Genomic DNA, 15,083 nt, shown 5'->3' with positions numbered 1-15,083 from the left:
GTTCTATTTTCCGAGGCGCTTCTTGAACTTTTCTGTGAGGAGGGGGACTACGTTGAAGAGGTCTCCCACAATTCCGAAGGTGGCCACTTTGAAGATGGGAGCATCGGGGTCCTTGTTTATCGCGACAATGATGTCGGACGTTTGCATGCCGGCGAGATGCTGAATGGCTCCCGAAATGCCGCAAGCCACGTAGAGTTTGGGTCTCACGGTCTTTCCGGTCTGCCCGACCTGATGGGGATAGGGGATCCAACCCGCGTCCACGGCGGCCCGAGATGCCCCTACCGCGCCGCCGAGAACCCTTGCGAGTTCCTCGACGACCTTGAAATTCTGCGGCTCTCCGAGTCCCCGTCCCCCCGAGACTATCACGTTGGCGTCAGCGAGATTCACGGTCGAGCCTTCTTCCTTGATGAATTCAAGCACCCTGGTAAGAAACTTCTCCTCGTCGAAGTCAATCTTCTCTGCGACGACGTCGCCTTTCCTTCCGTCTACTCGCCGCGGAAGCTCCATCACCTTGGGACGGACAGTGGCCATCTGAGGTCTGTGCCTGCGGCACACGATTTGTGCCATGATATTGCCGCCGAAGGCAGGCCTCGTCTGTAGGAGATTCTTCGTCTCGGACTCGATCTCAAGGCCCGTGCAGTCTGCGGTGAGGCCGGTGCCGATTTCGGTCGCGAGGGCGCCCGCAAAATCCCTGCCGGTGGTCGTGGCTCCTACCAGCACTATCTCGGGTTTGTGTTTTCTTATCAAGAACGCGGCGGCGTCGACGTAGGGGTCCGTTCGATACTTGCGGAGTGACGGACTCTCCACCACGTACGCGACGTCCGCGCCGTGAGCAAAGATCTCCTGTGAAAGCTCTGAGATCGATTCGCCCAATATGACGCCGCAGAGTCTGGAACCCAGTCCATCCGCAAGCTCCCTGCCCTTGCCGAGAAGCTCAAGTGCCACGTGCGAGACGCGCTTGTTCTCATATTCCACGACGATCCACACGTCCTTGTACTGAGACAAGTCAACCGCAGGCGCCTGCTTGGGCCTTTCGAGAATGAGAGCTTCGCTGGGACACGAGCTCACGCACGCGCCGCAATCGTTGCAGTTGTCTGCGATGCGCACAAACTCACCCTCGAGAATCAATGCGCCGAAGGGGCAGCTCTCGACGCAAGCACCGCACCCCGTGCAGGTTTCTTCGTTGACCCTAAGATTTGCCACGAAACTCCCTTCGTCTCTACTACAGAAACTTTGCGTCCATCAGCTTCTGAACAAGAATCTCGCAGGTCTCCTCAGGCTCGCCCTCGAGGACTTGTCCGCCCTTCCGAGGCTCCGGGGTGAAAATTTTCACGACCTCGGTAGCCGAACCCAACAGGCCTATCTTGGCGTCTTCGCAGTTGATGTCCGCCGGCTTCAGCACCGGAATCTGCGCCTGAGTGGCCTTCCTGATTCCTATGAGCGTTCTGAAGCGCGGTTGATTTATGTCCTTGACCACCGTGACGAGGGCGGGGAGCTTCGACTCGACGACTTCTTTTCCGGCCTCGAGCATCCTTTCGACGACAATTCTCTTTGCCGCCAGGTCGATCTCCCTGATCTTGCACACGTAAGTGAGCTGAGGAATGCCGAGACGCCTTGCGACGCCAGGGCCGACCTGGGCGGTGTCCCCGTCGATGGCCTGCTTGCCGCAGAAGATGATGTCGTACTCACCGATCTTCTCTACGGCCTTCGAGAGCGCGTACGACGTGGCCCACGTGTCTGAGCCCGCGAATCCCTTGTCGCTCAGAAGAAACGCTTCGTCCGCGCCCATGGCAAGGGCCTCTCGCAGAGCCTCCACTGCCTGGGGAGGTCCCATGGTTATCACGCTGACCTTGCCGCCAAACTTGTCCTTCATCAGGAGAGCCTCTTCAATCGCGTACATGTCGAACGGGTTGATGATGCTGGGGATTCCCTCCCTGATGAGAGTATTCGTGCGGGGGTCGATGCCCACGTTTGGGATCTCTGGAACTTGTTTGATGCACACAATCGCTTGCACGCGTTCCTCCATGAATTGCAGAGAAGCCGCCTGAAAGAACCAAAACTACCACTCCCGGCTTGAGGTTGTCAAGAAACACGTGAGAGTGACAAGAAGGCCCTCGCGACTCACTGCAGGCCGGAGGAATCGCTCGGGTGGCGGTCGTCGCAGGATGCCCTGACAATCCGCTTGTCTTGGCCGGCGTCACGTGTGACAATTGCCGTCACTAATAATCCGGCCAGAGCTCGCGCATTTGGAGTTCACGACCAAACTCTGTGAGCAGACATTGTGCGATCGATGTCTGTGAATCCAAGAGGAGGGGCGCCATGGAGCAGAGACCAGTAAGAATGTACACCCTCAGTACGTGCGGTTACTGCAAGGCTACGAAGAAGTTTCTTGACGAGTGCAAGGTGAAATATGAGGCCACGGACGTGGATTTGCTTACGGGCAAGGAGCGGGAGGCAGCACTTGCGGAGGTCAAGAGACTGAATCCCCAGTACTCATTTCCCACCATCATAATCGGAGACAAGGTAATCGTGGGCTACAAGGAAGATGAGATCAGGAATGCTTTGGGAATAACATGACGTCAATCTAGGTTTGAGACGAACCGCAGACTGACGGACGTTGGAGACGTACGTCAGTCTGAGACCGAGGTGGTTGGACATGAGCGACATCGAGAAACTTTACGAAGCCCTGAGAAAACTGCAGGAACCAAAGGGATACTATTTCAACAAAGACAAGACGAAGGCCTCCGAGGTCATTGAGGCGCTCGTTGCCAACAAAGAGCGGTACGGTTACATGAGCTGTCCCTGCAGGCTGGCGTCAGGCGATCGCGAATCCGACAGGGACATAATCTGCCCGTGCGCCTACCGAGAGGCGGACGTCAAGGAATACGGGACGTGCTTCTGCAATCTCTATTCCTCAGAAGAGTGGAACGAAGGGAAAGTCCCTCACGTCTATGTCCCTGATCGAAGGCCTCCGGAGAAGGTCCGCTTCTAGAAAGAGGTCGCGAACTCGTCTGATTCTGTAGACCCGGTTCTATCACGCGGTTGGAGCATATGCCCGCTGAAAGCCTAGTACTCACCCTCTCGAACCAGGCCGCACCGCGCCGCCTGCCTCGCATGGCCACACTCGAACTGAGTCTGTTTCTGTTCGCATATCTTGTGCACCTGGGGGTGACCCAGTTACTCAGGGGTGAGCATGGCTCGGGATTGGAGTGGGCAGTGGTGGCGCAGAACGTTCTTGCCGGCAGAGGTTTCGTATTCAACTTCTACGGAACGGAGATTCCTCGTCATGCCTTCTTTCCTCCGTTCTACTCATATTTCCTGGTCTTTTCCAAGACCGTACTACCGGCTCACTGGATTGGACTGGTTCAATCCGTGCAGGGGGTTTTCTTTGCTCTCTGTGCCGTCTGGACCCGACGACTTGCGGCCAGGTTCATTAGAGGAGATCTGGCCTGGTTCTCCGGCTACGCTGTCGCTCTTTGGCCGCCCCTGATGATCTACTCGATAAGGCTTACTCCCGCTTGCTTCCATGCGGCAGTGATTCCGGGGTTGCTCTTACTACTTGACGGTGTCGCACGGCGCCCCGGTTTCTGGCGCGCGGCTCGCGCCGGGGCCGTCTACGGACTCTTGGGCTACTCGTTGCCCTATTTTCTTGGATCAATCGTCCTTCTGCCCTTCGGCCTGCGCAGGGCGCGCATCAGTTGGGCGCGGGCTTTTTCCATCACCGGGCAGATATTGCTTGTCGCCGCACTGGTCCTTTCACCGTGGACCATACGCAACGCGCTTGTTCTCCGCGGTTTGGTCCCGGTCGCCACCAATCTCGGTTTCAACCTGGCGGGCTCACACAACGCCTACGCCAACTCGAGCTACAATGTGCTTTGCGTGGATGCCGCCGTCCAAGCACACCTGATTGACCGTGGCGAACTCGCGACCATGAATGAGGCGAGCTTCGATCGCAAATTGCTTCGCCAGGGTCTTGCTTACATGCTCCGCAATCCCGTTGAAACCGTGCAGCGCAGCCTCACCAGGATTCTCTTTCTGTGGTGGACGAGCCCAAACATAATGAGCTACAACTTTCGCGAGGGACTCGCAATCATCCTCCTCATGTCGTTCTTGCTGCCGCTTTTCCTGCTCGGGCTCGCAGTATCTCTTAGATTGCCTCGTGACAGCGCGCGCTTGCTGATCTGTTGTGTCTTCATCTGGCAGACGCTTTTCTACATGAACTTCGCCGTACGGGGGAGGTACAGTCTCGAGCTGTACCCATTGATGATAATCTTCGCGACGCTGGGGGTGGGGGCCGCGGCGGAGTGGTTTGGCAGGCGGCGCCGAAACAGTGAGCGGTCTCGCCGGCCTATTCCTGCGGCGCTGTAAGACTCTCCCGGCTTGAGATTGCTTCCAACATGACTTGATGCTATGCTGGCTGATCGCAGCGAATTAGAATGGCTCATTTCGTTGAGACGCGAGGAGGTAAACGAACATGGTGAAGGAATTCACTTTCTGCGGGGGCAAAATCGTGGAGAGTTCGGACAAAGAATGTCCAATCTACGTGTACGTCAACCCCGACGAGACTGAACGGAAATACCTCATCGAGAGTCTCAATATCGATGAACACACGCTGCACTCTTCCCTGGACTCCAACGAGCTTGCGCGAATGGAAATGGAGCCCGACCACTTGGCGCTGATCATAAAGCAGCCGAAGCGCTACACCGGGAAGGACAGCTTTCTCTTCAACGTCGAGTCCATCGGTCTTTTCATGTTCTCCAACCGACTCATTATTTTGCTCGCGGAGGACATTCCGCTGTTTTACGGTCGACAATTCGCCAAGGTCGATTCCATTCAAGACGTGGTTCTTAAACTCCTATACATGTCCACGGCCCATTTTCAGGGGCACATCAAGGCCATCAGTATGTGCAGCGACGAACTCGAAGAGCAGATAAACTCCTCCATAAATAACCGGCAGTTGCTCAACATGTTCACGTTGGAGAAGAGCCTCGTATTTTACCTGGAGGGAATCAGCTCGAACGGCCGCGTCATCGAACGGCTCAAAACAAGCGCGAGCAAGCTTGGGCTCTCGACGACTCACGCGGAATTCCTCGACGACATAGCCATAGAAAACGCCCAGTCCTACGAAATGGCCCAGATTTACTCCCAGGTCATCTCCAGCCTCATGGATGCTCGCGCTTCGATAATCAGCAACAACCTGAACGTCATGATGAAGAACCTCAATGCCATTGTCATCGCCGTTGCTATTCCGAGCTTTTTTGCCGGCGTTGGGGGCATGTCGGAATTCTCGGCCATGATCGGCCTGGAACGGTCGTGGAAGATTGCATATCCGCTCTTCTTTGTGGCCATGTTATGCCTCGGCCTCGGCACGTTCTTCCTCATCAGGAAGGTTGAGCGCACCTGGAGATAGCCGGAACGCAGTCGAACAGCAAGGCCGCAGGCCCGCGCGAAGGCGGTCGCGCCTCTCGTTCGTCTTTGAGTGCAACATATTCCCCGATTCTGCGTACTGTATGTCGCGTATCGGGCCCGAGTGACGGGCGCCGATGACATGTCTTTAGAGTCCCTCGATTCAGGGACTCGCCGAGCACGAAGATGAGAAACAAGATTATCTTCCTTGCGGTAATATGTGTGCTACTCACCGTGGGGCCGTCGGAGGTTCGGGCGGATTCACAAAGGGCACTGGTGCTGAGGAAGGTTCAGTCCGGCCCGGCCGTTGACGGAGTTATCGATCCCCTCTGGAGCCAGACCGATTCGACCTCCGACTTTGTAGAGTTCGAGCCTTTCCATGGTAAGGAGCCTTCCCGAAAAACCACTGCGAAAGTTCTCACCACGGATGATGCGCTTTATTGCCTCATGATCTGCCAGGATGAAAGAAAGAACATTCAGCGCAGCAAGGGCACGCTCGATGACTTCGAGGGTGACGTCGTCTCTCTCATGATCGATACCTTCGGAGACAGGCGCACGGCGTACAAGTTCGCCGTTTCTGCCGCCGGCGTGCGAGCGGATTGCAGACTGCTGGACGACGCCCGCAACCGCGACTACAACTGGGACGGCGTCTGGTTCTCGGCCGCCAGAATCTACGACTGGGGATTCGTCATCGAAATGGAGATCCCTTATCGTTCGATTCAGTATCGAGAAGGCCTCGAGGCGTGGGGTCTCGATTTCGATCGCTGGATTCCGACAACGAAAGAAGACATCTACTGGTGTCCGTACGAAGAGAACGAGGGCCAGAGAATCTCGAAATTCGGCCGGCTGGTTCTTGAAGATTTCCGTCCCTCCGTGAGAGGCCTGAACCTGGAAATCTATCCCGTGGGCATCTTGAAAGCTGAGTACCTGCACGACTCCAGGTACAAGCTCAGCCCGAATGCGGGCGTCGACATTTTCTACAATCCGTCGCAACGGTTGACGTTCCAGTTGACCGGCAATCCCGACTTCGCGCAGATTGAGGCGGACCCCTACGCCTTCAATATCTCCCGTTACGAGTCGTATTTCGACGAAAGGCGTCCCTTTTTCACCGAAGGAAATGAAGTCTTCATGCCGTCCGGCCGCGAGAATAACTCCGGTTTCTACGAGCCGCTCGAGCTTTTCTATTCCAGGAGAATCGGGAAGAAGCTTCCGGACGGTAGCGAAGTGCCTCTGCTGCTGGGGACCAAGGCATTCGGACGCGCCGGCGAATGGGAATACGGCGGTTTCTTGGCAGTGACGGACGAGAAGGACTATGAGTCAGACGGAGAGAGCATCACGGAACCGCAGGCACTGTTCAGCTCCGTGAGAGTCAAGAAGCAAATCCTGGACAATTCCTCCGTCGGCTTGTTGTACGTCGGCAAGAACACCGACAGCGAGAAGACGGGAGTCATCGATGTTGACGGAGCTTTTCGCGGAGCGGATTGGCAGCTTGCCTATCAGGTCGCGCGGTCTTACAGGGAATCGCGAGGGGATTTCGCCGCGTCTGCAGGATTGAGGGTGCCCAAGGACAAATGGCTGCTAGCCGCGCGAAGCAGGTACGTGGGCGAAGATTTCGACGTGAGTGAGGTGGGCTTCGTGCCGTGGAAAGGCACGGCCGAATTCACAGGATTGGCCGGCCCTCGCTGGTACTTCGATGAGGGCTGTGTCCAACAAGCTCTCGTCTACGTGGGCGGGATTCTGCAATACGAGAAGGCCGACGCCTTCACCGATAGAATCGCCCTCCTGGGGTTCAACATGCAGTTCCGCAACGACTGGGGATACGAACTGAGTCTTTCGACGGGGCGTTCGAAAGATCTGGAAAAGGAGTTCACTTCCTACGACCTGAATCTCTCTTCGTGGTACAACATCTCTCCCAAGTGGGACGCGTCACTGTCCGGCGGCTACTCAAAGACCTACAACTTCGCGCGTGACTACCTGGCTCCCTACTTCTGGTCGGAGAGTGAAATCGATTGGCGGGCGCTGGACATGCTCGAGGTGGGCACGGATCTGAACGTTTTTGCCGAATGGACTCCGGAGAACCGAATCGAGGACGTCACGGTCAACACTCGTCCCTTCTTCTCCCTGACGCCGGTGAACAACTTGAACGTCCGCGTGTACCTCGACAACGTGTACGTACGATCTACCGAGAAGATAGAGCAGGCGGTCGGCGGGCTGCTCTTCTCGTACAATTTCCGCCCCAAGAGCTGGATTTACTTTGCGATCAACGAGGTCCGCGACAGGAGCGACGAATACGACGGCGGCGGGAGTCTGCTTCCGCAGAGATTGCACGTCAGTGACAGAACCAGCGTGTTCAAGATAAAATACCTCTTCTATTTCTGAGTAATTCTTCCGAGTAATTCGGCCCTGGCCTTGTAGCCCTGACCTTGCTCGCTCGAAAACGATTGTGGAGACCACCGGGAGGCACGTCTTCAAATGGCCGGCCTAGAACGGAAGCTACACACGAGACTTCAAAATCTGTTCTACCATGTGGCAGGACTGGGATTCCTGTTTCTCTCAAAAGCCAGGAGTACGCTCAAAGGGTATTCGTCTCCCAAGCCGTTTTCCATCAGTGAGTACCGCAGATGTGCCGAATATGACCTCGGAGTGGTCGAGAAGTGGCTTTCTTTTCTGAAGGGCTACACCGGCAGAAACGATTTTTTTGTCGGTAAGAGTGTTCTGGAGCTGGGGCCCGGTTCCGATCTCGGTGTCGGTCTGTATCTCCTGGCAAAAGGCGTCGGCCGCTACAGCGCCATCGACGTCAACAATCTGGTTGAGGACGTTCCCGGTGGCTTCTACGAGTACTTTTTCGAACGCCTGAAGTGCGCGGATATCGCTGCGGATCTCGATTCTCTTCGGGGACAACTTGAAATGACACGGAAAGGAAGCAGTGACAGGCTGAATTACGTCTGCCGGGACGATTTCGACGCGGTTTCCGCATTTGGAAAGGAGAGAATCGACCTCATCTTCAGCCAGGCATCGTTTGAGCATTTTGACGACGTCGAGAGCACCGTACGGCAATTGAGTCTGGTGGCCAGAAGCGGAGCAGTAATTGTCACAGAAATAGGCATGATGACTCATTCCAGGTGGATACGTGAGAGAGATCCAAACAACATCTATAGATATGGTCAAAAGGTGTACGACCTGTTCCGATTCAGAGGCATCCCGAACCGGGTGAGACCGTTTCAGTACAGAGAGGCCTTTGAGAGATGGGGATGGGAGAACATTGTGATGACCCCGCTACTGACTCTCGATGGCCCTGCTTTTGAGAGAATAAGACCCCATCTGCATCGGGACTTTCGTGACGACCGCAACCAAATGAATCATCTTTCAGTGATGCTCTGCGCCACGAAGCGACAGGCGATCTGAAGAGTCGCCGGCAGACCTTCCGGCACCCCCTAGTTTGTTATCTTCCAAGGAGTTATTCGCCGGTCGCGCCAGCAGCACCCGGAGCGACAGTTGCCTTATTCGTTGGGGAAACTGTGGAATAGACCGCAAGTTTGCCGGTCGTGAAGGTGTCAAAAATAGTAGAAAATCGAGAAGAAGAGTTACGGTCGTCAAACGAGAGCGTTCCCGCGGTTAGAGTTACCCGCGAATAGAAACGAAAAGGGGAGTGACGTGATTCGGAGACTCTGTTCGATGATTATCCTCCTGGTGACAATCTTGAGCGTCGACTCTTTTGCAGAACAGCCACTGACTCTCCAGGACTGCATTTCACTTGCAAGACAGAACAACCCGACGCTCGTTCAGCAAAAGACGTCGATAGAGAGATCCAACGTCGGCGTGACGTCTGCCCATTCCTCTTACTACCCGGGCGTAGACCTCTCCTCCAGCTACAGAAATTCGGGAAGCTCCTTTGGGGATCGGCAGGGGAGCTACTCGACCAGCATTGGTCTGAGCTACACCATCTACGACGGGGGATATCGGAAGGCCGCCGTGGATGCGGCCACGGCCAAAGTAGACGTGGCGAAGGAAGCGTATCATCTGTCGGAGGACGAACTGATCCTCCAAGTGAAGGGGGCTTTCTTCAAGATACTGCAGAAGCAGGAGCAGATCACCCTGGTGCAGGACGTGGTCAAGAGACGAAGAGAGGACCTCGTGCTCATCAATCTAAAATACGAGGCAGGCAGAGAGAGCTCGCCTGCAGTGAAAGAAGCCGAGGCGAACGTGCTTCAGGCAGAATACGATGATAAGCGGGCAAAAGATGAATTGGTCCTTGCTGGAGTCGAGCTCAACCTGCTTCTTGGCAGACCTAGAAGGTCGGAGGTGGTCCTGGAGTATCGGGACGCAGAGATCGACTTTCCGCCACTCGAGAGTCTGATCGAGGAGGCAATGGTTGGAAGACCCGAGCTGCTCTCTGCAACGGCCAACACTGGTGCGCTCCAAGCTCAGGTCACACAGGCCAGGAGCAACTATCTTCCCGGCGTTTCGTTCTCCTCATCGTACGGTTTGCAGGGCAGCGAACTTCTGGACCAGAGGGACAACTGGGGTGCAGGGATTAGTGTTTCGTTGCCCATCTTTGACGGCTTCTCAAGAAAGGCGAAAGTCCGGGACGCCACCTTGTCGCTCGAGAGCCAGAGCGATCGAATCCGGGAACTGCAGCAGCAGATAGAAGAAGAGGTCGAGCAAGCCTACTCGACCTGGGAATTGGCACAAAGTATCATCGAAGTGAACAAGTCGACTCTGGAGGCCGCTCGCAATATGTACGAACTGACGAAGCTGCAATACGAGCAAGGAAAGACGTCCTATTTCTTCCTGCAGCAGAAGGAAACCGGTCTTACCCAGGCGGAGACCACCCAGCTAAGCGCGCTGTACAATCTCCGGGTATCCGCTGCCAGGTTGGAGAAGGCGTGTGGGAGGACGAGTTAATGAAGAAACTGTATTTCATAATAATCCCCGTGCTGATCATCTTGGCCGGACTCTTTTACCTTCGAGAAAGACGTCTCGCCAACACGGATCAACCCGCCTACGAGACTGCCAGAGTCGAATCGGGCAGCATAGAGGTCAAGGTGCTTTCCACGGGGACGATCGAACCCTACACGAGAGTCGAGGTCAGCTCGTCTGTCAGCGGCAGGATAGACAAAGTGGAAGTCAACGAAGGCGACAGGGTGAAGGAAGGAGACATCCTCGCGTGGATTTCCAGCGAAGACAGAATTGCGCTCCTGGACGCGGCCCGCTCCGCGCTTGAATCCGCCCAAGAGAAGAATGACGAGGAAGCCATCAAGCAGGCGAAGGAGGCCTCCGAGATTGCAGACAAGGCGTACAAACTAGTGCCTCTCACCAACTCGATACGCGGAGAGGTGATAATGCGCTCCTGCGAGCCCGGACAGAACGTGACCACAGCGACCGTCCTCTTCGCGATCGCCGACAGGCTGGTGGCGAGCGTCCAGGTGGACGAGGCAGACATAGGCAAGATAAAAGTGAAACAGAAGGCGTGGGTGGTGCTCGACGCCTTTCCTGATGAGCGCGTGAACGCCAGGGTGACCAAGATCTCCCGCGAGGGTACCCTGGTCTCGGGCGTGGTGGAATACGACGTGATGGTGGAGCCCGTGCAAGTGCCCGGCGACTGGGCCTCCGGAATGACCGCCAACGTGGAATTCGTGGTGGCGAGCAAGGACAGCATACTCGTGATTCCCAAGGGCGCGGTTTCTGAGGAGAACGGAGACAGCTTCGTTACAGTTCTCGAAGACAGGCCGATTCGTCGAAGCGTCAAAACCGGGATCACTGATGGGAAAACGATCGAGATAACCGAGGGCTTGAGGGCGGGCGACACGGTGGTTCTCAGTGAAACCGTAACAACCGGGAGCACGCCGTCAAGTACGCAGACGACGAGTTCTCGGCCGCGGATACCAATGTTCATGGGACGAAGATGATAGAGCTGCGGAACGTCGACAAGATTTACAGAATGGGGGACATAGAGGTCCCCGCGCTCAAGAACGTCTCATTCAAGATCGAAGACGGCGAGTTCATTGCCATCATGGGTCCCTCGGGCTCGGGCAAGTCCACTCTTCTAAATATCTTGGGATGTCTCGACGTCTCCACAAGCGGACAATACCTGTTTGACGGCGTCAACGTGAGCGAGTTCTCCGATTCCGAGCTTGCCCAAATACGAAACGAAAAAATAGGTTTTGTGTTTCAGACGTTCAATCTGTTGCCACGGCAGAGCGCCCTCTCCAACGTTGAACTCCCGCTCATATACGCCGGCAATCACGGTAAGCGAAGGCAGACGTGTATTGATGCATTGCGCTCCGTCGGGCTGGAGGATAGAGCCCGCCATCGACCGAGAGAACTGTCGGGAGGACAACAGCAACGCGTCGCCATCGCGAGGGCGCTCGTCAACGATCCGGCGATCCTCCTCGCGGACGAACCGACGGGCAACCTCGATTCCGTTTCCGGCGGCGAGATAATGGCGATCCTGACCGAGTCACACAGGAAGGGCGTGACCGTCATCTTGGTGACGCACGATAATTCGGTGGCGGCACACGCTCAGCGAATCCTCCGCCTACGGGACGGTGGGCTTGTGGAGGACACCAGGAACGCCGGTGGAGCTCAAGTGGACAGGGCTTCTTTGCCGAGACGCAGTGGCAAGAAAAAGAGAGTGTTCTCCATCTCCGAACTAAAAGAGAGCCTGCTTGTGTCCGTGTTTTCCATCTTCTCAAACAAACTTCGCAGTTTCCTGACGATGCTCGGCATCGTGGTAGGCGTGGCGGCTGTGATTGCCATGGTAGCGATTGGTCAAGGAGCGAGCCTGCAAATCACGCAAAGGATAAGCCAGATGGGGGCGAACCTTCTGATGGTGCGCGCAGGTGCCCAAACGACGGGACCTGCCAGGGGGGCGATGGGAGGAGTCACGTCCCTCACGTATGCAGACGCTCTGGCCATCGCGGAAGAATGTCCGTCCGTCGCCAAAGTCGACGCCACATTCTCAGGGAACGCCCAGGTAGTCTTTGGGAACAAGAACACGAACACCGGCATTAGCGGAGTTACGCCCAATTTTCCCGAGGTCAACAACTTTCAATTGGCGAAGGGCTCTTTCATCAGCGAAAGCGACAACCGATACTTGCGCCGGGTAGCCGTCCTGGGGCAAACGGTGGTGGAAAACCTCTTCGGAACTGAGGATCCCATAGGGCAATACATCAAGATCAAGCGAAGCACGTTTCAAGTCATCGGCGTGATGAAAGAGAAGGGCGGCAGCGGGTGGAGGGATGAAGACGACATCGTCCTCGTCCCCTTGGCGACTGCACAGAAGCGGCTGTTCGGCGTGGACCACCTGTCGTCCATCAACATTGAGGCAAAATCCCAGAGCGTGATGGACACGGCCACGGAAGAGATAACACGCCTCCTGCGGGAGAATCATGAGATTAGGGAAGGGCAAGAGGACGATTTCCACGTGGACTCGCAGGCGGAGATTCTCTCCACCGTGAAGGAGACGAGCAAGACATTCACCATGCTGCTGGCGGGGATTGCAATCGTGAGCCTCGTCGTCGGCGGGATCGGGATTATGAACATCATGCTTGTATCGGTGACCGAGCGGACGAGGGAGATAGGCATTCGCAAGGCAATCGGTGCCCAGCCGCGCGACATCCTTGGTCAGTTTCTCGTCGAGGCGATCATTGTGTCATTGAGCGGAGGGCTGGTTGGGGTTTTCCTGGGACTGGTGGCGAGCAAACTTGCAAGTCGCTTCGGAGGCTGGCCGACGGTAGTCACGCCTGCCTCCGTGGTGCTATCGTTTTCTTTTGCCTTCGCAATAGGGCTCTTCTTCGGATTCTATCCAGCACGCAAAGCCGCCACTTTGAACCCCATCGAGGCATTGCGACATGAATAGGAGACGTGTAAAGCCGAGAACTTCAGAAACTGAAGAAGATGATACGACCCGCATGATTCTGCTCAAGTAACCATAGTCTCCATAGGGTTGTTTCGAATTGAGAGGGGTGACCAGACATTCTGGTCACCCCTCTTGTATTGCCGGCCGGGCGAATGGGAAAAGCCAAGCACTCACAACCGCACAATAGGACATTATTACTTTGCTAATACGACAGGAGTTTTTTGCTTGCGTTGGCGGTACTCTGGTGATATATTCCACGCTTGCAACAGGCGAAAGCAACTGGCAGCTTCAGTTCTTCTCTTTCACATATCATGATGGCGGGCAGAAGGATGTTTCCGAAGACGGTCCATTGTGCTTGCTTTTCGCAGGGATCACTAGCCTCACTGGCCCCCGGTGAGGCTTTTTCGTTTCGGCGAAGGGCTGGTTGCGGTATGTCTTGCCGTCCTGGGTGTCGCTCGGTTCATACGACGGGAGATCCTTCTGGTCTGGACCTTTTGGGTCGAGGGCCGACCCTCGGAGGAAAGGAGTGATGGAGATGAATAGGCTAATGAGAGTGTTCGGGGTGTCGATGGTCGGGTTCTTGGTGGTCGTGGGACTTCCGATGTGTTCTTTTGGCTTTTGGGCGGATAACGGTAATCCGCTGTGCACGGCGATGGGGGATCAGTATCAGTCGACGATTGCCTCAGATGATGCTGGCGGGGCGATTGTGACATGGTGTGACTCTCGCAGCGGGAACAGTGACGTCTATGCGCAGCGCATCGATGCTTTGGGTGCGGTTCGGTGGGTGGCTAATGGTGTGGCCATCTGCACGGCAACGGGGAATCAGGGGTATCCGACGATCACGTCCGATGGTGCTGGTGGGGCGATTGTGACGTGGAATGACTGGCGCAGCGGGAACAATGACGTTTATGCGCAGCGCATCGATGCTTTGGGCGCGGTTCAGTGGGCTGCGAATGGGGTAGCGCTGTGCACGGCAACGGGGGATCAGGTGTATCCGATGATCACGTCCGACGGCGCTGGTGGGGCGATTGTGACGTGGTTCGACCGGCGCAGCGGGGAGAATGACGTTTATGCGCAGCGCATCGATGCTTTGGGCGTGGTTCAGTGGGGTACGAATGGGGTAGCGTTGTGCGCGGCAACGGGGGATCAGGGGTGGCCGACGATCACGTCAGATGGTGCTGGTGGGGCGATTGTGGCGTGGTATGACGCCCGCAGCGGTGACGACTATGACGTTTATGCGCAGCGCATCGATGCTTTGGGCGCGGTTCAGTGGGCTGCGAATGGGGTAGCGCAGTGCACGGCTACGGGGAATCAGGTGTATCCGACGATCACGTCAGATGGTGCTGGTGGGGCGATTGTGGCGTGGTATGACGCCCGCAGCGGGGAGAATGACGTTTATGCGCAGCGCATCGATGCTTTGGGCGCGGTTCAGTGGGCTGCGAATGGGGTAGCGCTGTGCACGGCAACGGGGGATCAGCGGTCTCCGACGATCACATCTGATGGTGCTGGTGGGGCGATTGTGACGTGGTATGACTACCGCAGCGGGAACTGGGACATCTATGCGCAGAGGGTGAATGGTTGGGGTGTTGTTCAGTGGGCTGCGAATGGGGTAGCGCTGTGCACGGCAACGGGGAGTCAGTATCAGCCGACGATCGCCTTAGATGGTGCTGGTGGGGTAGTATGGATCTGGCTGGAGTCAAGTATGTTTTTTGTGTGAGAGGAGAGCGATTTACCGACGATCATCAGGCTAGTATTCGTGTGTTGGTTACCACATCTTCTTCAGTTCGTCCGGAGCTGCCTCTGTCTGAGCACGCGG

12 protein-coding genes are annotated in these 15,083 nt (G+C 56.1%); 10 read left to right on the top strand and 2 right to left on the bottom strand.

Annotation, left to right across the window (positions count from 1 at the left end; all coding sequences use genetic code 11):
* Positions 1-3: 3 nt before the first annotated feature.
* Positions 4-1,203 (bottom strand): FAD-binding protein, encoded by a 1,200-nt coding sequence (locus NTX17_09170; GenBank protein ID MCX5801541.1) that lies wholly within the window; start codon positions 1,201-1,203, stop codon positions 4-6.
* Between the two features lie 19 nt (positions 1,204-1,222).
* Positions 1,223-2,014 (bottom strand): electron transfer flavoprotein subunit beta/FixA family protein, encoded by a 792-nt coding sequence (locus NTX17_09165; protein MCX5801540.1) that lies wholly within the window; start codon positions 2,012-2,014, stop codon positions 1,223-1,225.
* A gap of 305 nt (positions 2,015-2,319) precedes the next feature.
* Between NTX17_09165 and NTX17_09160 the strand changes: the two genes are divergently transcribed.
* The 10 genes from NTX17_09160 (at position 2,320) to NTX17_09115 (ending at position 14,984) form a co-directional block, all read left to right on the top strand.
* Positions 2,320-2,577, top strand: coding sequence for a glutaredoxin family protein (locus tag NTX17_09160; protein ID MCX5801539.1), 258 nt, complete (start codon positions 2,320-2,322; stop codon positions 2,575-2,577).
* Positions 2,578-2,656: 79 nt separating this feature from the next.
* Positions 2,657-2,992, top strand: coding sequence for a ferredoxin:thioredoxin reductase (locus NTX17_09155; protein ID MCX5801538.1), 336 nt, complete (start codon positions 2,657-2,659; stop codon positions 2,990-2,992).
* A gap of 59 nt (positions 2,993-3,051) precedes the next feature.
* The gene (locus tag NTX17_09150) at positions 3,052-4,368 is read left to right on the top strand and encodes a hypothetical protein (protein MCX5801537.1); all 1,317 of its coding nucleotides are present in this window, start codon (positions 3,052-3,054) and stop codon (positions 4,366-4,368) included.
* A gap of 106 nt (positions 4,369-4,474) precedes the next feature.
* Positions 4,475-5,410: a magnesium transporter CorA family protein gene (locus NTX17_09145; GenBank protein ID MCX5801536.1), complete on the top strand. Its 936-nt coding sequence runs from the start codon at positions 4,475-4,477 to the stop codon at positions 5,408-5,410.
* Positions 5,411-5,592: 182 nt separating this feature from the next.
* Positions 5,593-7,785, top strand: coding sequence for a DUF5916 domain-containing protein (locus NTX17_09140; protein MCX5801535.1), 2,193 nt, complete (start codon positions 5,593-5,595; stop codon positions 7,783-7,785).
* Between the two features lie 93 nt (positions 7,786-7,878).
* On the top strand, positions 7,879-8,811 hold the full coding sequence (locus NTX17_09135) for a hypothetical protein (protein ID MCX5801534.1): 933 nt from the start codon (positions 7,879-7,881) through the stop codon (positions 8,809-8,811).
* Positions 8,812-9,081: 270 nt separating this feature from the next.
* Positions 9,082-10,311: a TolC family protein gene (locus NTX17_09130; GenBank protein MCX5801533.1), complete on the top strand. Its 1,230-nt coding sequence runs from the start codon at positions 9,082-9,084 to the stop codon at positions 10,309-10,311.
* Entirely contained in the window at positions 10,311-11,315 is a 1,005-nt protein-coding gene (locus tag NTX17_09125) for an efflux RND transporter periplasmic adaptor subunit (protein ID MCX5801532.1), read from the top strand. The genes NTX17_09130 and NTX17_09125 overlap by 1 nt, the downstream gene beginning before the upstream one ends.
* Positions 11,312-13,267 (top strand): ABC transporter permease, encoded by a 1,956-nt coding sequence (locus tag NTX17_09120; protein MCX5801531.1) that lies wholly within the window; start codon positions 11,312-11,314, stop codon positions 13,265-13,267. Before NTX17_09125 ends, NTX17_09120 begins: the two co-directional genes overlap by 4 nt.
* A gap of 535 nt (positions 13,268-13,802) precedes the next feature.
* The gene (locus NTX17_09115; GenBank protein ID MCX5801530.1) at positions 13,803-14,984 is read left to right on the top strand and encodes a hypothetical protein; all 1,182 of its coding nucleotides are present in this window, start codon (positions 13,803-13,805) and stop codon (positions 14,982-14,984) included.
* Positions 14,985-15,083: the final 99 nt, after the last annotated feature.

Source organism: Candidatus Eisenbacteria bacterium (genome assembly GCA_026388185.1).
Classification (GTDB): domain Bacteria; phylum Eisenbacteria; class RBG-16-71-46; order JAFGJU01; family JAFGJU01; genus JAPLKG01.
This window is presented reverse-complemented; position numbering and strand designations above follow the sequence as displayed.